This window comes from Hyperthermus butylicus DSM 5456 (assembly GCF_000015145.1).
Taxonomy (GTDB): Archaea; Thermoproteota; Thermoprotei_A; order Sulfolobales; family Pyrodictiaceae; genus Hyperthermus; species Hyperthermus butylicus.
Window position 1 is genome coordinate 902,726 of the sequence record NC_008818.1, and the last position, 20,614, is coordinate 923,339.

Sequence of the window (20,614 nt, forward strand, 5' to 3'; positions counted from 1 at the left end):
AGGCTGGGCTAGCACAAGAGGTTTTGATCATATTGCCGTGCAACGAGCTTGTAAAGCTAGTTAACGTCGTGAAAGTCTACGGTAGCGGTGAAACTAGAACCTATGGTCTTCGCGGGGTATCTCTCACGGTTTGTAGTGGCGAGTTCATAGCCATTATGGGGCCGTCAGGTTCTGGCAAGTCTACATTACTCAACATTATCGGGCTACTAGATAAGCCAACTAGCGGCAAGGTGTACATAGATGGTGTTGATGTTGAGGAGCTCAGTTCCCGTGAGCTTGCAATGCTGCGCAACCGGAAGATAGGATTTGTATTCCAGCATTTCAACCTCATCTCAAGGCTTACAGTCCTGGAGAATATTGAGCTGCCACTGATAGCCCGAGGTGTTCCTAGGAGGGCTAGGAGAGAACTTGCAGTTAAGGCGTTGCTGAGAGTTGGCGGTGATACCTCGTGGCTTGCTAAGAAGCCTACACAGCTTAGTGGTGGGCAGCAGCAGAGGGTAGCAATTGCAAGGGCTATAGTAGGCAATCCCGACCTAATTCTTGCCGATGAGCCCACCGGCAACCTTGACCGTGTATCGGCTAGGACCGTTGTCAAAACGTTTATCGAACTCAACCAGGCGGGGCAGACGATAATACTTGTAACGCATGATCCTGAAGTCGCTAACTGTGCTAGGAAAATCTACGTGATAAGGGATGGCAGGATTGTTGGGAAGCTAGAGCCTGATCCTTCGAAGTGTATACTCAATACCGTCCAGTAGGTGGTAGAGGATAGTAGCCGTACAACCCATACAACCTATCGGTAAACGACATATATGGCAGCGTGTAGCCGGTCTAGTTTGGGGCTAACCATATGGCCCTCACCTCTAGAGCTATGAGCTTAGCAGTCCGCATAGCCTTCATCCTCGTGGTTCTGCAGTTTGCTTTCGGGCACACACTCACGGCCTCATCAGCTTCACAGCTCTTCACACTCATAGACTATAGCTACAAATCTTCGGTGGGTGCGCAAGAGATCTATCCTGGTAGCAACAATGTAGACCTTGAGGTTGTTGTAAAATATACTGGCTCGTCAGACATAGAGGCCGTGGCTGGCTGTTTAGAAGATCTACCAGCTGGGTTTACCCCCTCATTAGGTTACTCGGGTTGCTCGCCAGCCTACATGCTCAATGGCTCAACCTATGCTACCGTTAAGCCCGGCAGCACGGTCTTGTTTAGATACAAGCTCGACATAGCTAGAGATGTTGCACCTGGTACATACATGCTAGGTCTTAAGATAAGTTATGTAAACTCTAGCACCGGTGAATCTGCAACCTATACTCTGTGGCTACCAATAACCGTTTCCATGTACCCTAGACCCCAGCTCGAAGTTATCGAGACGTATTGGGAGCCTGCAGGCTACCCTGGAAGCAGTGGGGTAACCCTCGTAATAGTGTTGAGGAATAGTGGTGACGTAGATGTATCCTCGGGTACGGTGAAGCTAAGGCTTCCACAGTGGTTTGCGCCTCAAGAAGCGACTTTACAGCTACAGCCGGTGCCGAGGAACAGCTATGTGGAGATTAGGGTTTCCGGAATCTCGATCTCCCCAGGCACTGAGCCTGGAAGAGTATACTATGGCTACCTTGAAGCCGATGTGACAGCAGTAACAAGGGATGGTGTATCGTACACTGCGCAGATAGCTGCAACATTCACGCTAGAAGTTGAGGAACCCCCACAAGTAGAGCTTGAAGTGCTCGATTACGGTGTTGCAGCATCAACGCCTGCTCTAAACACTACCGGTACCAGGCTCTACGTTACGTTACAACTTGCAAGCCCCGATATAGAGGTCCGAGGGATAGTTGCAAACTTTGTCATCGAGGAAGGGGCAGTATTTGCTAATGGTAGCAGGTATTCGATAAGCTACTACCCGGGCCCCTACAGCTATGGCGATGTAGTAACACTTGTCTCTGATAGCCTAGTAGCAAGTGGTAGTGTGAGATTTAGACTCGAGCTAGAAGTCCTAGGTGTCAGAGACGGAGCTGAATTCTGGCAAAAGCTCAGCTACAAGTTTAACGTAAACCTCCGCGAGCCCAATCTCCGGCTTAGCGTCGCCGCTATATACTGGGATGGTGGTGTAGCATACCCGGGCTCTGAGGATGAAACCCTAACAGTTATCCTAGAAAATAACGGACTAGATGATGTTGAGGCACTAACAGCCACACTGCTTCTAAGCAATGGCTTTACTCCATATAGAGTCGCTGTCTCTGGAATCACTGTTCCCTCCGGCAGCCAGGCAAAACTATCGTTCCATGGCATATCAATTGGTGCTGGGGTAGAACCTGGCTACTATCCGGCTACGCTAGTGTTAGTGGGCACAGCTAGAAACAGCGATGGTAGCTTCTATGGCTTCAATATAAGCCTAAAGTTGCTCATACCTGTTGAAGAGTATGGTGTTAAGCCCTACCGGTTAGTATCCTATGGCTGGGTTGGTGGCAATGGTTATACGACTACGCGTAATGGGGCCATAGAGGTCGAATTACAGGTTTCTGAGCCCATAACCGTTAGGAGCACTATTGTAAGGGCGATACTGCCTCCAGGGCTAGAGGCGGCAAATCTGCTTGAGCTAAACAAGACTATCAGCGGTCCAGCAGCGTATGGTGAGACAATATCGCTTGTTTTTCGTGGCATAAGCGTTGTAGATGACGAGAAAGCGGTGCCTGTTATACTTGAGGTTGAGGGTTTGGCATCCATTAATGGTGTTGAAGCCTGGTATAGACAGTACTTCACGATGGTGCTTCCTGTCCAGGAGCCAGAGCTTAAGATAGAGCTGCTGGACTATGGCTGGAGTGCTGGCTACGCCTCAGTCAATGCTAGCGGTGTTGAACTGCTTCTCGTAATGCGTAGCGAGCATATAGGTGTAATACGTTCACTCAATGCAACTCTGCACCTTCGCGGTGCAAGGTTTCTCGGAGGCTATAGCTCTGATACAGTCTCAGTAAACGGCCCCATATCCTACGGGCAAGTGTTTACACTCCGGTTTACTGGCATAGAGGTCGAAGATGAGAATATAACAGCAGTACTCACCGTCTACGCTATAGTTGAAAGCGACGAGGGCTACTATGTAGCTCGTGGCAGGTATACGTTTAGCCTAGGGGCAGAGCAGCATCTCCCCATGCTAGTCATTTCAGGTGTAGAGTACCGTTATGGAGGACAGCCAGCGCCGGTAATCCCGGGCCAGGAGGACCTCGAAATTACCGTAGAACTAATAAATACTAAGCCCTATGTGGTCTCAGCAGTTAGTGTTAATCCGCGTCTGCCAGCAGGATTTAAGCTAAAGCTAATCGAGGGAACATGCCAAGCTGGCGTAGCACCGGGCGATAGTTGTAACATAAGGCTCATAGTCGACGTGGATACCGCTGTCGCTCCTGGCAGCTATCCGGCTAGTCTTGCGCTCGTATACTACGTGAACAGTGACGGTGCAGTACTACAATTTAGTGACGAGCTAAGCTTCACAATAAACGTTGTGCCATTGGAGGCAGTAGCTCCTAGGCTTGAACTGTTATCCACGTACTGGGGTACAGCACCAAGCATAGCATATGCAGGGGCTGGTGTTACACAGCTTACAGTAGCGATCTACAATCCTGGCAGATATAGTGTTGAAGGCGTCTATGTTGAGTTTAAGCCGCTAAACTCGAGCGTAGATGTTGTGAGAGGCACCAGCTATTGCTCTCCAAGCCTTGCCCCCGGTGCATCTTGCACTGCTCAGATCCACCTAAGCCTTGAAAGGGTTGATCCTGGCGTTATTCGTGGCGTAGTTATTGTAAGGTACCTGGTCAGAGTGTATGGGGTCAACAGTATTGTTGAGAGAAACTTTACTGTAGACCTTCCTGTTGCTAGTTTCGGTGGACGTGAGGGTCTACTGTTAATTGATGCTGGCTGGCTCAATAATTGGCATGTATATCCCGAGACAGACAATGCAACACTCGTAATTACACTAGCTAATGGCTGGCCATTCCCCATATCTGGCATACTGCTGGAGCTACAGCTTCCTGAAGGCTTTACAGGCTCGAATGGCACGGTTGCAGTGGCATATGTTGATGGACCTATTCCGAGTCTTTCGAGCTTCCAGGCGCACTTCACTATAGGTGTCGGAAACGTTGAGCCGGGCAGGTATACTGCAAGGCTTATAGCGAGGTATATCGTTGACGTGACAGGAGCAAGTATTGAACGCAGAGAGGCTTACAATGTTACGTTGAGGGTTTCCAACCCTGCTAGCGATGTTGAGTTTGTATCAGCATACTGGGTTGGCGGCTCGCCAGAGCCCGACACGAAGGGAGCTATCCTGATGCTAGTATTCCGCAACAATGGGTTTGCGGAGATGCGTGGAGCAACTCTGCTCATTAATCTACCCGATGGTGCTCGCTGCGCCATTAACAACGAGACTGCGGCTAGGCTGCCTATAGGTTATCAGCTGCAAGGCCAGCCAGCAACTATGCCAGTGGTGGCAAGCGAGCTTGAAGATATAGCTAGGCTTGTTGGTGTATTGCAGCAGACTAGTCAGAATATAGGAGTGATTACAGCTGGCTCACTCGTAGAAGCTAGACTTCCGCTAAACCTCTACCTCCGAGAGCCGGGTACACTGAAGATTAACGTGACGTTAGACTTTATTGATCATTGGGGCTCAAGGCGCAGGGTAAACTTCAGTGTTGAAGTCCCCGTTCTTGGCTCGGCAAGGCTTGTGGAGGTATATCTCCCAGAGAGGCTAAGCATCTCTGAAGGCAAGGCTGCGGCAAACATGACAGTAGTAAATGTTGGAACGTCAACACTCTATAACGTATATGTCTACATTGTGCCACGTATACCTCTACTGCTCCCAGCTACGACAACCCTTTACATTGATGAGCTAAGGCCTGGTGAGCCAAAGAGCTTTAGCATAGAGTTCAATTACAATCCTGCAGGCCTTGCATACTACTATGGTGGTGAGGGTGGGGATTATGCAGCGGTACCTATAGTGTTTACGGTTGTATATCGTGATGTTACTGGCTACATGCACATATTTAACGCGACTAGAGTTGTAAGGCTAGAACCGTTCATCGATATACGGCTAGGCTCTGATGTTAAAGCCGAAGCTAGAAGTGGTGAGTTGATAGTTGGAGGCAGTATAGCCAACTATGGGATCTCCAAGGCTAGAAGTGTTGCAGTCATCGTGGAGACGTCTTATGCTAGCGCTATGAGCTTTGTAGGAGACATAGACCCAGCCGGCCAGTCTGCATTCCGCGTAGACCTGCCCCTTAAGGGTCCAACCCCTAGTACTGTCAATCTAACCATAATGTATCGTGACAACTATGGTAAGACCTGGAGCAAGACTGTACAACTGCCGGTCCAGATTACCGAGGTAAACGTCACAACAACGGTGCAGCCGGAAACAGGGCACAATAGAGGCTATATAGTGGTGAGTCTGGTAGTTGCAGCATTTCTTGCAGTTGCAACGTTCATCATATACCGGTTCCTAAAGAGGCATGAGGCTAAGCTTCAAGGGGCTTAGTGGGAGGATGCTAAGATGCTAATCCTACAGTTTATCGTTGATGCTATGAGGCTTGCACTGCGCTCGCTAAGCGAGAAGAGACTGCGTGCAGTTCTAACAATAGTGGGTATATCGATTGGGCCTCTTGCACTAGTGGCGATGACGAGTGTTGTTAAGGGATATTCAAGCTACGTTCTTGCACAGCTCCAGAGCCTAGGCCAGAACCTCATAATCGTTACTCCAAGCCAGGGCTACAAACTAACCGAGGATGACCTACGATTCATAGAGAGCCTGCCAGGAGTTAAGCATGCATCTCCATTTTACCTCTTAACCGGATTTGTACGTGTTGGCAGTGAGGAGAAGAAGGTAACAATCTATGCTACCTCGATAGATCTCATGTTCGAAGCTGTTAATGGTCTCGAAATAATCGAAGGATCTAAGCCCTCTGAGAGTGATCTAATAAGGGCTGTTATCGGTTACAATGTGGCTTTCGATGAGAACGATAGGCAGGTCTACCATGCGGGAGACCCGATTACTATATCATACTATAGGGCTGAGCGTGCGAGGAAGATAGAACGTAGGCAGGTCACGGTTATAGTGTCTGGCATCGTAAACCGTTTTGGTGGTGCGCTATTCCTAAGTCCTGACGACAGCATATTGCTGAATACTGAGGCTGGCCGCAAGCTATTCGGGTTCTCGGAGTGGAGTGGCATTCTCGTGCTCGCCGAAAATAGTAGGTACGTGCCACAGATAACTGAGGCTATTAGAGCAGCTTATCGTGGCTCTGTAGAAGTAATGTCTTTCCAAGGGATTGCGAACGTTATTAACTCGATTGCGAGTGCTATGGAGTTTATAGCATTTGCTACGAGTCTAGCAGCTTTCGCAGTCGCGGTAGCTGGTGTTGCTGCTACAATGATAACTTCCGTCATAGAGCGTGTTAGAGAGATAGGTGTGATGAAGGCGCTTGGTTTTACGGATACGCAAGTACTTACAATAATACTTCTCGAAGGAGTAATAATGAGTCTCATCGGTGCAGCTATAGGTATAGGTCTCGGCATAGCTGGCGCCTACGTACTCTCCTCAACAGGATTCACTGTGCGTGGAGTAACTATGCAGTTTACAATAAAGGCCGAGCCAGCCATAACAGTTGATCTTATAGTATCGACGTTGCTAATAACCGTGTCTGTAGGGCTTATAGGCGGATTATTTCCGGCTTATCGAGCAGCAAGAATACCGCCAGCTGTGGCACTTCGCTACGAGTAAAATGATTGTGTTGTTTGTGTTTTAGCGTACCACGGCGTAGCAGCCAATTGTCTTCTCGTAGATAATGCCGTCCCTCCTGAAGCTACTAATAGCCTCCTCTACAAGGCTAGACTCGATGCCTTCAGCAGCTGCTCTACGCTGTATCTCTCGCAGTCTTGCACAACCCTCGTCACTCTCTGACTCTAGCTGCTCTATGATCTCCAGTATCCTGGTCAGCTTCTCCTGCTTACTCCTAGGCTTGCCAGTCATAATCACATCTATGTCTATGCGGCCACTCTCCACGTCGAGTCCAGCACTCTCGAGGAAGGCTTTCATGAGTCTAATAGCAGCTTCTGCATCTTCAACAGTTACTTCGTTTCTTAGTGCTATCCGTGCATGGGCTTCCGCCAGGCGTATTAGTGCTTCAAGCTGCCTCGTGGTGATCGATATTGGACCCTCCGGGTTTTCACTGCTCATCCTCCTCATTTCAACGAAGAAGTCCTCGATGAGTTTGGCTGCTTCCGGTGTGAGCCTGGGCCTAACATAACGTCTTGCATAACTAATGTACTTTCTTAGTAGCTCAGGTTCTATTTCAGGTTTGATAAGCTCCGTCTCACGGTGCGCCTGGAGGACGTGTCTCGCAAGCTTCCTATCCTCCTCGGGGTTTGGTGTGTCGCGAAGTATGAATATGAGGTCGAACCTTGATAGTATGGTTGGCGGCAGGTTTATGTTGTCGGCCAGCGTTCTATTGGGTAGGTATCGGCCAAACTTCGGGTTACCAGCTGCTATAACTGTGGTTCTCGCGTTTAGCTTTGCTACTATGCCGGCCTTAGCTATACTAACCGTCTGCTGCTCCATCGCTTCGTGTATTGCCGAGCGATCCTCATCTCTCATCTTGTCTATCTCGTCTATTGCAGCTACACCGCCGTCAGCTAGTACTAGCGCCCCAGCCTCGAGATAGTACTCTCCCGTAGTCTTGTCACGTATAACGGCAGCTGTCAAGCCTGCGGCAGTAGCGCCCTTGCCGCTGGTGTAAATGCCGCGTGGAGCTATCTTAGAGGCGTAGAGGAGGAGCTGGCTCTTGGCTGTACCTGGGTCGCCCACAATGAGTACATGGATGTCACCGCGTATTCGTACACCATCGCGGAACAGCTTGGGTACCCCGCCGAACAACGCGAGAGCTATAGCCTCCTTGATGTCCCAGTGCCCGTAGATTGCTGGTGCTATGCTTGCAACTATCCTCTTATGTATCCATGGATCCCTTGCCAGTGCCTTTATACGTTCCTCGTCCTCCCTAGTTATCTTGACCTCCTCTAGAACCTTCTGTGAAACCTCTATGTGGTTAGCCTCTATGTAGAGATCATAGATAGCCTTCTTTTTCCTAGTAGATGTGTCAGGCTTAATCCTCACGATACCGACGACAGTAACCCTATCGCCGGGACGAGCACTATCAACGAGTTCGTCTTGTAGTACGACCTCTATACTGCGTGGCAGCTGGCCGGGGGGTACTTCCTCAGGCCTTTCTTGCAGCACTATACGCTGCCAGTCTATCAACTTTGACTTCTCCGGTATCAGCCTAAATGTGCCGCTTGAGGAGCCACAGACGGGGCATGTTGGTGGTTTTTCTAGTTCCTCGCCAACTATCTCGCCTTCGGGTGGCCACTCAAACTCGTGGCATGACTCCTTTGTGCAGTGCTGAAAGACAGCCTTTACTATCTTCTCCCTGACCGGTGTTGTTCTTACGAGAATGCCTTCGAGCATTACTAGCCTTCCTATGTACTCGCTTCGGAGCCCACGTAGTGGTGTTGTCTTTGGGAGAGCGCGTATCCTGACACGGAACCTCTCTATACCTTCGGCATACTCTGGCGCCTCAGAAGTCACGATGTCTTGGACAGCCTCTGCGGCTTGCCTTAGAACCACGTCTGGATGATCAATTAGCAGTCTAGCCAGCTTTGTATCGAAGACATAGAGGTCATTGTAGTCTACTACTAGGCTCTTTTGTCCCATAGTTATCATTTGCCTTATCCTATTCATGTACTTGTATTGACCACTGCGGTCGCGGTAGGTTCTTATGAACTCGTAGAACCTCTCCTTAACATCTAGTACTGCTTCCTCAACAAGTGCTATTGTCATGACTCGTCTTACCCTACCTCTATAATTTTCCTAGCTGAGCCCGGCTAGTGTATTAGACGCTGTAATACCCCTTATAGGTGAAATTCCCCAAGTGGCTAGCCTGGCCTAGGGAGAACTAGTTCTCTCCATCTCTCGAGAGCTTTCTGCAGCAATTGTAGGATTGTCTGCTCCTCTGGAGATAATTTCGAGTATAGCTCGGCAATATTTGTTGGGCTTCGGAGGCTCTGTAGTATTATCAGTAGCCGCTTATCCGCTATCTCTAACAGGTATTGTTGCGCCTTCTGCTTCTCTTCGAGAAGTGCAGGATTAAGCTCCCTCCTAACCCTCTCATCTAGCAACTTGATGTATTCCTTTGCTTCCTGGTAAAAGTACTGGGGCAGCTGCTCAAGGTCTGCGGGAGTCCTTGTTGAGAGTGTTGTAAAGTGTATCCGTGCTATATCCTCAAGCGACATGGGAGTCTCGGAGAGCTTTCCCAGTTCTTCCTCCTCGATCGCCCTGCTAAGCCAGTAGGGAAGCTCAACCTCTATGCCTTTCTGGAGTTCCACATGTACACCGTCAATTGTTACTGTGCCGTGGTCGCGTGTTATTGCAACCCTTACTGGGCGAAGGAGGTATTCTAGCTCTGCTATTCGCAGCCTAACATCTAGCTCGTGAAGCTCCAAGGCTCCTTTAACCCTCTCTAGCCCCTAGTCCTAATATAGTAGTTTGGTGTGGCTAGCTTCTAAGTATGGGGGTAGTTGGGGTTGGCTTCAAATATAGCTGAGCTACTATGGGCGGAAAAGTATAGGCCTAGGTCGCTTGACGAGATAGTTAATCAGGAGGAGATTGTTCGGAGGCTTAAGAAGTTCGTTGAAGAGAGGAATATGCCTCACCTCCTATTCGTCGGGCCGCCTGGTACGGGGAAGACAACTGCAGCACATGCACTAGCTCACGACCTGTATGGAGAGAACTATATGCAATATATGCTTGAGCTTAACGCAAGTGATGAGAGGGGTATTGATACCATTAGGACCAAGGTTAAGGAGTTTGCAAGGAGTAAAACGCCGGCTAATGTTCCGTTTAAGATAGTATTGCTGGATGAAGCTGATAATATGACTTCTGATGCGCAGCAGGCATTGCGTAGGCTTATGGAGATGACACGGCGTTTACGAGGTTTATACTGATAGCGAACTTCCCAAGCAAGATCATAGAGCCTATACAGTCTAGGTGTGCAGTATTTAGGTTTACACCGCTAAAGAAGGAGGATGTTATTGCCAGGCTTAAGTGGATATGTGAGCAGGAGAAGTGTAAGTATACCGAGGAGGGTCTAGAGACGATATATGAGATTAGCGAGGGTGACATGAGGAGGGCCATAAACATACTACAGGCAGCAGCCGCTCTTGGCACAGTTACGCCCGACATAGTCTACAAGGTTGTCGGTTTAGCTCACCCGAGGGAGGTTAGGGAGGTTATAAGGCTGGCATTGGAAGGCGAGTTTATGCGTGCTCGTGAGAAGCTTAGAGAACTAATGATAAACTATGGGCTTAGCGGTGTTGATGTGATAAAGCAGATTCACCGCGAGATATTTGGTCAGGAGCTCAAGCTGCCCGAGGAGATCAGGGTAATGATAGCTGATTATGCTGGTGAGATACAGTACCGGCTCGTAGAGGGTGCTGACGACGAGATCCAGTTGACAGCGTTCCTTGCATGGCTAACGCTGCTAGGGCAGAAACTGAAGGGCGGCAGTTAGCATTTCTACGGCCTGGGGAGTGAAGGTTTATGAGCGATAAGCTTCCATGGATTATAAAGTATAGGCCGAAGAGGGTTGAGGATGTTGTAGACCAGGAGGAGGCTAAGAAGCTGTTTTTACCGTGGCTTAGGAGCTGGCTACAGGGACGTATCCCGGAGAGGAAGGCAGCCCTCTTCTACGGCCCAGCAGGTGTCGGTAAGACTAGTCTTGTTGAAGCTGCTGCTAACGAATATGGGCTAGAGCTTATCGAGATGAATGCATCTGATTTTAGGCGTAAGAGCGATATTGAGCGTATAGCTAAGATTGCTGCTACACAGTTTAGCCTCTTTGGCAGAAAGCGTAAGATAATCCTTCTAGACGAGGTTGATGGTATTTCGGGTACAGCTGACAGGGGTGGATTGGATGCCATATTGGAGCTGATAAACATTACTAAGCATCCAATAGTTATGACTGCTAATGATCCATGGGATCAGAAGCTTAAGCCTCTACGTGATGCATCGCTTATGGTGCCCTTCTATAGGCTTTCAGAGCGCTATGTAGTGCAAGTTCTCAAGCGAATATGTGCTGCAGAGAATATTGAGTGTGAAGATGAGGCTCTTAAGCTTATTGCACAGCGTGCTGAGGGGGATCTAAGATCGGCGATAAATGATCTACAAGCTATCGCTGAGGGCTATGGTGTAGTCCGAGTTGACCTTGTCAGGGCGCTTCTCGCTACCAGGGATAGGCAGTACTCGCCGTGGGAGATGCTGCGAAACCTCTTCATGTCAAAATATATATGGCAGGCTAAACGTGCAGTAACACATACAGACCTAGACTATGATACACTGCTCCAGTGGATTAATGAGAACATAGCTGTCCAGTATACACATCCAGAGGATATTTGGCGTGCACACGAGGCGCTTGCTAGGGCCGACATTTTCCTCGGACGTATTAAGAGGAGCCTATCCTGGGACCTGCTTCCATATGTCTTTGATCTTGTTGGGCCTGGCGTAGCACTAGCTAGGAAGAAGAGTAAGTTTAAGTGGGCAAAGTACCAATTCCCTCAGAAAATACTAATGCTTGCTAAGACGAAGGAGGTTAGAGAGATTCGTGAAGCTGTGGCAGAGGTATTTGCCAAGAGGCTGCATACATCTAAGGCTACTGTAAAGCGTGAAGTCCTACCCTTCCTGTTCATAATCTTCCGTGAAAGGCCAGACTATGCTGCAAGAATAGCTATAGGCTACAATCTTACGGATAACATGATAAAGTACCTAGCTGGCCCCCTTGCTTCAAAGGTTAAGGAGCATATGAATGCCCTACTTATGAGGTTGGAAAAGCCTGCGACAGTATCCACAGCTACAACTGCGACTACAGCACGAACCACAGCTGCAGAAACTTCAGTGGCAGCTTCGAGAGCGGCTAAGAGAACTAGTACATCTCGCCGTAGAACTAGTAAGTCTAGAAGGAGAGGTAAGGGTAGCGGTACTCAAACAACACTATTCTAGACTCCTTTTATGAGCCGTGTTTGACTTTGCTTGTAACCTTTACCTCTTCTATAACAGTGTGCGGGTATAGCCCACGCTCATCTTTCTCGTACTTCTTAACCATATCCCATACATTGAGTAAGGCCACAGTAACAGCTGTCAAGGCCTCCATTTCGACGCCAGTGCGTGCTACAGCTTTTACGTAGGCACGACAGCCTACATGCTCGTTATCCTCAACCCTGCATTCGACGTCAACCTTAGTTATCTCTATGGGGTGACACATGGGCAGCAGTAATGGCGTAAGCTTCGCAGCTTGTATACCTGCTATCGACGCCACGGTTAAGGGGTCGCCCTTCTCAATTTTACCCTCAAGTATACGACTTATTGTTTCTGGGCGTAGCTTTATTCTGCCGTAAGCTTCTGCTTCGCGTACAATAACATTCTTAGCAGTTATATCAACCATGGAGGGTTTTCTGCTCATAGAGACTCACCTAGGAGTCTCAGTGTTTCAACCAGTACTAGTGTCCTTGGGTTGTTGAGCTTTAAGCTGTAAAGCCTAGCTCTTCCGACACGTGTCTCCTCCACTATGCCAGCAGCTTTTAGCTCCTCTAGGTGTTTTATGAGTAGGTTATAGTGTAATCTTGTTTCGCGGAGGAGCCTAGTAATGTTTACCTGGCCGTTACGCAGGAGTACAAGGAGTATCCTGAGTTTCCCCCTACTCGATATTATTTCGAGAAAATATGGCTGCTCATTTTCATGCAAGGCTTAGCGTTCCTCCCGCTTATACTCTATGATCTCTCTAATACGTTTCTCAAGGAGGTCCAATGGGCCAACACTAATACCTATAAGCGTACTCTTACCCCGATACCCCTTGCCGGAGAGACGCGTCTCTATTATGCTCCTCCTCTTTAGGTCCATGACGTACTCGTATACTTGCGTGTGTCTCCTTGGTGTCTCTCCGTACTCCTCGCATATGTGGTGGTATTCAGCTTCAACCTCGCCTATTCTAACGTAGGGTTCTCCGCTTCGCTGTAGGGTTCTAACTATAGCCAGTAGTATTAAGAGCTCGTGGAGCGGTAGGTGTGGGAGTGCGTCATTAACCATTACTGATATATCGGGGTTTGTTTGTGTAAACGCTCTCCTAACATGCTCTATTGTTACCCTTGGTGCGCCTTCTTTATCAGCCTCCTGGCCTGCCAGGAGCAGTATTTCCAGAGCTAGCCTAGCATTGCCGCTACCGCCAGTATCTGCACCAACAAGCTCTGCTATGTATGATAGGACGTCGTCGCCAACTGTTCCCTCATAGAACGCCTCACTACTTCTATACTTCAGTATGTCGTAGAGCTCGCGGCTAGCATATGGCTTGAAGTTTATGATGTTTCGAACTAGGTAGCTCTCTGTGGCCGAGTCGAGCCTACTTAGGCTTGTGAGGCTCCTAGAGATGAATATGAAGCTTATCCTCTTAGTGTATTCTGAGTGTTCGTCGTATGTTCTTACGAGGAAGTATACTGCATCATTGCCTGCAACCTCTATGAAGTAGTCGAACTCGTCAAGGGTTAGTATGACGTACATATCCCGGTTCTCCAAGTATTTCAGTATTATGTGGAACATCTCTTGTGCGGAGAGGCCGCGTGGGGGTATGGGTATCCGTAGCTGGCGTGCTATCTCTTGGACTACAAGGTACAGTGTGCGGTCACGATGGCAGTTCACATGGACATATTCAAGGTTTATGCCGCGTTGGCGTGCTAACTGCTTAAAGTCGCTGCCAAACCTCTTGGCGGTTACCGTCTTGCCGGTGCCGATGCTGCCAACGAGTAGTACACGCTGTGATATACTTCCGGGCTCAACTAGTAGTGGCCTAAAGTATGTTGCAAGATTCTTGAGCTGCTCCTCTCTGTGCGGCAGGTAGGCTGGCACATACTCTGGATAGAGCTTGTCGCGGCTTCGAAACACTGAGGGTTTTTCAAGTATACTTTCGATTATGTCGCGTGCGGTAGGCATAGTTTCGGCCTACCACTACGAACTCTCTGCTGTAATACCCTTTTTATCCTCCCTCCCTGCTGCGCTTATCTCTCCAAGCCTTCTAGTACGCCAGAATGATAGCCTATCCCAGCCATTATTGATGAGGGCTAATACTATGCCATAGCGGGTATCTTCAAACTTGAGAACTCTAGCTGCGCGCCTCAAAACATGTATATCAAACTGTCTGGCGATGAACCTTGCTAGGAATCTATTAAACTCCTTTTCGCTGCACTTGCCAGTAACATAGTATTTTCTTGGCTTAGCCTCAACATTAACAGCCTCTAAGCTATGCAGTATCCTCGCCAAGACATCGACAAGCTCCTTGGGTAATTCTACGCCCTCGCTATCGCAGTGTACTCTCTGATTTACAAGCTTTTCAACCGGGACAAGCCTCTCAAGATATGCTGGTGGTTCTCTCACAATAGCCTGAAAGGCCCTCCAGGATGAGAGTTTCCCGCTAAACACGTAAATGATGGGGTATGCTTTGTCAAGCTCAACTAAAACCTCGTTATCCAATGGGTACAATGCATTGCCTATCTCATCAGCGCCAAGTGCAAGGTTCCACTTTTTGGCTGTCGCGATTAGTATGAGTCTACGTGTAGGCATGGCGGTAACCCTTGCTAGAGAGTTGCCGGGTAGTGCTAAGCAGGTAGCTGGTATGCTGCTGTTACCGGGTGGAGCGACTGGTAAGCCCTAATACCAGGATAGATGCACTCTCCACTACAGTCCTCCTCGATGCGCAACAGTTCGTTATACTTCGCGGTCCTCTCGCCCCTAGCAGGTGCTCCAGTCTTAATGAACCCTGCCCTAAGCGCTACCGCGAGATGCGCAATTGTTGTATCCTCAGTCTCTCCACTGCGATGACTAACAATGACCTTCAGATTGCTAGCCATGGCCGTATAGGCATAGTCTAGCGCCTCAGTAAGTGTACCCACCTGGTTAACCTTTAGTAGTGCTGCAGTCGTAGCTTTCAACTCTATGCCACGTACAAGCCTCCCAATATTAGTCACGTAGAGGTCATCCCCTACAATGAGAACTCTGCCAAGAAGCTTACTTGTCAGCTTAGCAAAGGACTCATAGTCCTCCTCGTAGAATGGATCCTCAATACTCCTAATAGGATACTCATCAACCATGACGAGATAGTAATCAAGCAGCTCCTCGGCTGAAAGTCTATGTCCGTCGACACTATAGGTTCCAGACTCGGCATCGTAGAATTGTGAAGCTGCTACATCAATTCCTAACACAACATCTGCACCAGGCTCGTAACCAGCTAGCTTGATAGCCTCGACAAGCGCGTCAAGGGCCTCCTTGTTAGACTTCATGGGTGGTGCATAGCCTCCCTCATCACCGACGTTAATGGCGCTAGCTCCATATTTATCCTTCAAATATTTCTTAAGCATCTGGTAAACTTCAACGCCAATTCTTAGAGCTTCGCTGAAGCTATCAGCGCCTACGGGTGCAATCATAAACTCCTGGAATGAAAGCTCGTTACCAGCATGAGCACCGCCATTAATGATATTCATTAGTGGAACAGGCATCACAAATGTCCCGGTACCACCGAGGTAGCGGTATAGGGGCATACCAGCGGTATCAGCAGCAGCTTTTGCAACAGCAAGCGAAGTAGCGACAATAGCATTGGCGCCAAGCCTTGACTTGTTGGGTGTGCCGTCAAGATCAACCATAATACTATCTATTAGCCTTTGCATCCTCGCGTCAAGACCCGTAATTCTTGGTGCGATCACGTGATTTACATTAAACAGTGCACGGTCAACACCACGGCCACCAAACTTTTTACCACCATCACGTAGCTCTAGAGCTTCATGCTTGCCCTTCGAGGCGCCGGCAGGAGCAGCGGCCCTGCCGAAGCCTCCTCCACGCGTAACAACCTCAACCTCAACGGTAGGATTGCCCCTAGAGTCCAGGATCATCCTAGCCCTAACGCGAGATATTATATAGCTATCATCGTAGCCAACGGGCAAGCTCATAATAGAGTCCACCCCCTCAGCCCAACCGAGGGAAGAGTATCCAATGCGCATACTAATTGTTGGCGCAGGTAAACTAGGCTCACTCCTAGCCAAAAAGCTCTCGGAAAAAGGCCACGACGTAATAGTCATAGATGTTGATAAGCAGAGAGCAGAACAAGTAGCGGCTGAAGCTGATGTGGCGGCATACGCTAGAGATGCGACGGATCCTTCAGTCTATGACGAGATAAACCTAGCAAATATAGATGTAGTCGTGGCAACGACAAATAGGGATGAGGTAAACCTCTTCGTAGCACTAATGGCGCGTGAGTATGGCGTGTCAAGGGTGATAGTAAAAGTTAGAGATGCTAGGATAGGCCAGATAATAACGAGAATGGGTATAGCAGAACATGTAGTGGTAGAACCCCAGGTAATAAGCTCCATAGTTGAGGGTTTCATAGAGGGTAAGTACAATATTGTAGAGTTAGCTCCAGTCTTTGTTGGTGGATTTAGACTAGTAACAATAACAATACCCGAGGGGAGTAGCGTGGAGGGACAAATGATTGACGATATTAAGTACCCAAGGCATGGAGTTAAAATCCTCGCAGTATTCGACGGGGAAAACTTTCACGACCCGAGTGTGGTAAGACTTGAAGCTGGCTACCAGATAATAGCCCTAGTAAGAGACGACGTCATAGAGGAATTCCTAGAAGCATTTAGGTAGCGGCATGGGAGGGGTGTAGGCGTAGTGGTGGAGATAACTGATGCAGTGGCACAGCTAAATACAACGAAGATACTCATCTACGTTAAGAATACGCTGCTAGGCCCGATAGTAAAGCTCGTACTCTTGGCGATTATAGTCTTCATAACACTCCGGATAGTGCGCTTCATACTTGGAAGGTTACAGCGTAGAGACGTAATCTCAAGCACTGTAGCAGAGCACCTTTATAAGCTAACGTCACTAGCGGTTTATGCAACTGCAGCTGTAATAATAATCTATATGTTTACAAGCATACGCGAAGTAATATATGCCCTCATAGCAATATTTGTTGCAATACTAGCCGCAAACTGGAGCATGATAGCTGACATTACGGCATACTATATAATGCTAGCATCGAGACAAGTATATCGCTCGGCAAGCCTAGTAGAGCTGCCAAGACTCGGAGTAAAGGGCAAGATAGTAAGCATAAACATGCTCCACACGCGTATAAGAACACCAGCAGGAAGGATAGTCTACATACCAAACCATATAATAGTAAGCGAGCCTATAGTCCAGCTCACCGGTATACAGGGAGTCATAAGCCTAGAACTCGAAGTGAAATTGCCCAAAGATGTACGTACATCGAACTCCCTCGAGTATATAGAGAGAAAAATACGCAACATACTCGGCGAGGCGAGAATAGCTACACGCCCCCAGGACATAGTAGTCCTAGTCGACGAGGCTACAGTGGACAAAGCTCGGCTAATAGTGCAAGTACCAATTGCTGGTGTAGAGCCTAGGCCTTCAACGATAAACAATGTCGTATCAATACTTGTCAATGGCCTCAAAGAACTCGAGCCGAGTATACGGGTTAAAACAGTAACCTAGCTAGGTCTGCAGAGATAATGCTTAATTGATAAGAGGTACACCCCGGGCTCTATGGTACAGCACAGTCGGGGGAGTGTAAAGGCCTTGCCACGTAAGCGCGACCCATACGTGTGTCCACGCTGTGGCACAAGAACAGAGCCTGCAAAGACGTGGCAGCTCGTGTCACCATTCCCTGACTCAAGGGGTAGGATAACAATAACAGTCATGGGTAGCTTTGTATGTCCAAACTGTGGTCATCGCTGGCGGGCAGTTGTATCAAAGATAAAGGTTGGTGGTGATCAAGTAGAGGTCGAGACTGGCAGCGGGGCAAAGGCAAGACTGGCAGGTGAAAAGGAGAAGGAGGAGCGGAGAGGTGAGGTAATAGAGATAGATATAGACGAGGAGTAGGCCTCTCTTCGGTGGGCAGCTTGAACGAAAAGAAGTTGGGCTATTTGCGCTGGGGGGTTTTGGCGGTAGCAGCAATACTAGTAGTGTATGGGCTTAAGCTGACCCTATCTTACGCCCTAAATGTTTCAACACCATTTGTTGTCGTTGAAGGCTCTAGCATGCTTCCATCACTCTACACTGGAGACATAGTTATCATACATAAACCATCCCCAGACAAGATAAAAATTGGAGATATTATAGTGTACCGTAGCCTGAGGGGTAACCTCGTTATACATCGCGTCGTAGAGGTGACTACGGCTCCATACTGTAAACCTGTTTGCTATATAACGAAGGGCGACAATAACCTCCACCCAGATAATATGATAGGTCTCGAGCCACCCAAAGGGGTAAGCTACAGCGAAATTATTGGTGTAGTTATAACAGTGCACGTAGGCCTAGGCGAGAGCAAGGCCAAAGTACCAGTAAGGATACCGTACATGGGGCTTCTAAGCTTTTACTTGAGAAGCTAGCAGCTAAGCTGTAAGACCTTTGGGGCAAACATTCCTAGCCAGTAGGTACTTTGCAGCCTCTCTTACCCACTTACCGGTAGAACGCATTGCTGCCAGCTTCTCAAGATACTCTCTGCATGTGATGCCAGTTCTCCGCCGCCACTCGTGGTAAGCCTCTACAATCTTCCTTATAGCTGCCTCGTGATAGCTACAGTATTCTCCCTCGGCCCTTCTACCACATATAGGGCATTGTCTAGGAGGCTTTAGAAGCCCAAGCGAGTATGCTAGCTCCATACCAACAGCGTGCATCGATTTGACCTTGAACTCTGAGAGTATGCCAGCGAGAAACCGTCTAGCCTCACTAATAACAGCATCCTTCGAGACCTTTCCCATGCGTATAGCTTCGAGTAGCTCTTCGAACCTCCTTGTCAGCTCAACACTAGTTATATCGGGGAAGTAGGTTTGCAGTATATTGGCAACAGTTAAGCCTAGCTCAGTAGCTTGAACTCTGCCTCCCTCAGAGCGTAAGTAGCCTCTCTCGAACAGCAGTTCGACAATCCGTGCCCTGGTAGCCTCGGTGCCTATGCCCTTAGACTCCATCCACTTTACAAGACTCGTCTTAGTATGCAGTTCTGGAGGCTGTGTATATGATGTCTGTACGGATACACTCTTCACTTGTATGCGTTGTCCACGATATAGCCGCGGTATATACTCCTCCGAGGGCTTAGCCCAGTAATATATCTGCATCCAGCCAGGCGAAACAATCCTCACACCAGTAATTGAGGCAGAACCCAACCCCTCGGCAGAAAGTATGAGGCGAGCCCTAACAAGGACGGCGGGTGGAGCCATGCTGGCCAGAAACCTCCTCACGATAAGATCGTAGAGACGCAGGTGATTCTTACTCAGACCAGAATGTGGCGGCTCGCCAGTAGGGTGAATAGCTGGATGCGCAGGATCCTCCTTAGGCCCGTTATTGACACGTAGAACACCTCTCGTCGCTCTTAGCAGGTATTCAACTAGCTCCCGATAGCGTGTCTGTCGAACAAGTGCTTGTACAATAGCACTGATATCTATTGTCGGTGGTATCTTCTGGCTATTGGTTCGCGGATAGCTGATAAGCCCCTCCAGGTACAGTTCCTCAGCAAGCTTCTGAGTATAGTAGGGGCTAAACCCTAGGATTCTCGAAGCCTCTACCTGCAAATCACCAAGGTTGAAGGGATATGGTGGAGGTATGCGCTCAACATACTCGCTATACTCCCTCACAACAAGGTAGCCAGTAGCCCTTAGCTGACGCGCCACGCGTTGAGCCTCACTTCGTAGCTCAAAACTCGCAACTTGTAGTCTTCTAGCTTTACCTCCAAGCTCTACTGTAGCAGTAACAGTAAAGTATGGCAGTGGAACAAACAGGTTCCGCTTAATAGTCCTGGAAACAGCCTCAACAAGCGTTGGCGACTGAACCCTTCCAGCACTCAAAACCTTCGAGCGTCCAGTTACGCTCCGCAACGACTCCATGAGTGCACGGCTAATATTGATGCCCCACAACCAATCCAGCTCATGTCTTGCAAGCCCGGCATTAATCATGTCCCAGTCAAGCCGCTCAAGCCTGGAAAATGCCCTACGAACATCCTGCCTAGTCAAAGCGCTAAATTTAGCTCTAAGCGCTCTCTTCTCAACACCTAGTGCACGGAGAATATTGTAGCCTATTACACTACCCTCAATATCATAGTCGCATGCATTTACAAATCTAACAGCATGCCTGGCAAGCTTCTTAATAGCCTCGAGAAACCTGCGAGTATGTGCCGATGAACTATCAACTGCCCATAGGGGTGCCCAATAATACTCAAACACGGGGAATCCATGCTTATCCGTAGTTAGCCCAAAAAGGTGTCCAGCAGCAGGCACTATAACGTAACGTGTCCCCATCCATGTAACAATCCAGTATGGTATGCCCCCAAGCTTACAAGCTATGGGTTTATCGGAGAGGGCTTCAGCAATCTTTCTAGCAGCTTTGGGCTTCTCAGCAATCACAAGTGTATAGCCAAACCCGGCACTACAATACCCAGCTCTTACCATCAATACCCCACTAAGCTAGCTAGGATTAAGC

The 20,614-nt window shown here is 48.6% G+C and carries 16 protein-coding genes and 1 pseudogene; 9 read left to right on the forward strand and 8 right to left on the reverse strand.

What is annotated here, in order from left to right:
- The first annotated feature begins 32 nt into the window (after positions 1 to 32).
- The 3 genes from HBUT_RS04730 (at position 33) to HBUT_RS04740 (ending at position 6,760) form a co-directional block, all read left to right on the forward strand.
- Positions 33 to 758, forward strand: a complete 726-nt coding sequence (locus HBUT_RS04730; protein WP_011822067.1) for an ABC transporter ATP-binding protein — start codon at positions 33 to 35, stop codon at positions 756 to 758.
- A gap of 92 nt (positions 759 to 850) precedes the next feature.
- A complete protein-coding gene (locus tag HBUT_RS04735) occupies positions 851 to 5,518 on the forward strand; it encodes a COG1361 family protein (RefSeq protein ID WP_048061474.1) in 4,668 nt (1,555 codons plus the stop codon).
- A 15-nt stretch (positions 5,519 to 5,533) separates the two neighbouring features.
- On the forward strand, positions 5,534 to 6,760 hold the full coding sequence (locus HBUT_RS04740) for an ABC transporter permease (RefSeq protein ID WP_011822069.1): 1,227 nt from the start codon (positions 5,534 to 5,536) through the stop codon (positions 6,758 to 6,760).
- Between the two features lie 21 nt (positions 6,761 to 6,781).
- Here HBUT_RS04740 and mcm read toward each other — a convergent pair whose 3' ends face one another.
- Positions 6,782 to 8,872 carry a minichromosome maintenance protein MCM gene (gene mcm / locus HBUT_RS04745; protein WP_011822070.1) on the reverse strand — a complete coding sequence of 697 codons (2,091 nt, stop codon included), beginning with the start codon at positions 8,870 to 8,872 and terminating at the stop codon, positions 6,782 to 6,784.
- Positions 8,873 to 8,967: 95 nt separating this feature from the next.
- Positions 8,968 to 9,534, reverse strand: coding sequence for a DNA replication protein Gins23 (gene gins23 / locus HBUT_RS04750; protein WP_011822071.1), 567 nt, complete (start codon positions 9,532 to 9,534; stop codon positions 8,968 to 8,970).
- Positions 9,535 to 9,615: 81 nt separating this feature from the next.
- Here gins23 and HBUT_RS04755 point away from each other — a divergent pair.
- Both HBUT_RS04755 and HBUT_RS04760 read left to right on the forward strand, forming a co-directional pair.
- A pseudogene (locus HBUT_RS04755) lies at positions 9,616 to 10,601 on the forward strand (replication factor C small subunit).
- 29 nt (positions 10,602 to 10,630) lie between these two features.
- Entirely contained in the window at positions 10,631 to 12,085 is a 1,455-nt protein-coding gene (locus HBUT_RS04760; protein ID WP_011822072.1) for a replication factor C large subunit, read from the forward strand.
- Positions 12,086 to 12,092: 7 nt separating this feature from the next.
- Here HBUT_RS04760 and moaC read toward each other — a convergent pair whose 3' ends face one another.
- The 5 genes from moaC to eno are packed head-to-tail and all read right to left on the reverse strand — an operon-like array spanning position 12,093 to position 16,071.
- A complete protein-coding gene (gene moaC / locus HBUT_RS04765) occupies positions 12,093 to 12,545 on the reverse strand; it encodes a cyclic pyranopterin monophosphate synthase MoaC (protein WP_011822073.1) in 453 nt (150 codons plus the stop codon).
- Positions 12,542 to 12,826 (reverse strand): winged helix-turn-helix domain-containing protein, encoded by a 285-nt coding sequence (locus HBUT_RS04770; RefSeq protein WP_011822074.1) that lies wholly within the window; start codon positions 12,824 to 12,826, stop codon positions 12,542 to 12,544. Before HBUT_RS04770 ends, moaC begins: the two co-directional genes overlap by 4 nt.
- A gap of 3 nt (positions 12,827 to 12,829) precedes the next feature.
- Entirely contained in the window at positions 12,830 to 14,065 is a 1,236-nt protein-coding gene (locus tag HBUT_RS04775) for an ORC1-type DNA replication protein (protein WP_011822075.1), read from the reverse strand.
- Positions 14,066 to 14,080: 15 nt separating this feature from the next.
- Positions 14,081 to 14,692, reverse strand: coding sequence for a hypothetical protein (locus tag HBUT_RS04780; protein WP_011822076.1), 612 nt, complete (start codon positions 14,690 to 14,692; stop codon positions 14,081 to 14,083).
- Positions 14,693 to 14,727: 35 nt separating this feature from the next.
- Positions 14,728 to 16,071: a phosphopyruvate hydratase gene (gene eno / locus HBUT_RS04785; protein WP_011822077.1), complete on the reverse strand. Its 1,344-nt coding sequence runs from the start codon at positions 16,069 to 16,071 to the stop codon at positions 14,728 to 14,730.
- A gap of 43 nt (positions 16,072 to 16,114) precedes the next feature.
- Here eno and HBUT_RS04790 point away from each other — a divergent pair, with 43 nt between their 5' ends.
- From HBUT_RS04790 to HBUT_RS04805, 4 genes are all read left to right on the forward strand, one after another.
- Positions 16,115 to 16,771 (forward strand): potassium channel family protein, encoded by a 657-nt coding sequence (locus HBUT_RS04790; protein ID WP_011822078.1) that lies wholly within the window; start codon positions 16,115 to 16,117, stop codon positions 16,769 to 16,771.
- A 24-nt stretch (positions 16,772 to 16,795) separates the two neighbouring features.
- Positions 16,796 to 17,635 carry a mechanosensitive ion channel family protein gene (locus HBUT_RS04795; protein WP_048061475.1) on the forward strand — a complete coding sequence of 280 codons (840 nt, stop codon included), beginning with the start codon at positions 16,796 to 16,798 and terminating at the stop codon, positions 17,633 to 17,635.
- Positions 17,636 to 17,719: 84 nt separating this feature from the next.
- Positions 17,720 to 18,022: a zinc ribbon domain-containing protein gene (locus HBUT_RS04800; protein ID WP_011822080.1), complete on the forward strand. Its 303-nt coding sequence runs from the start codon at positions 17,720 to 17,722 to the stop codon at positions 18,020 to 18,022.
- A gap of 20 nt (positions 18,023 to 18,042) precedes the next feature.
- The gene (locus HBUT_RS04805) at positions 18,043 to 18,531 is read left to right on the forward strand and encodes a signal peptidase I (protein ID WP_194840463.1); all 489 of its coding nucleotides are present in this window, start codon (positions 18,043 to 18,045) and stop codon (positions 18,529 to 18,531) included.
- A 3-nt stretch (positions 18,532 to 18,534) separates the two neighbouring features.
- On the opposite strand, the gene HBUT_RS04810 is transcribed toward HBUT_RS04805, so the two are convergent.
- Complete coding sequence (locus HBUT_RS04810) at positions 18,535 to 20,583, reverse strand: DNA topoisomerase I (protein ID WP_011822082.1); 2,049 nt, start codon at positions 20,581 to 20,583, stop codon at positions 18,535 to 18,537.
- Positions 20,584 to 20,614: the final 31 nt, after the last annotated feature.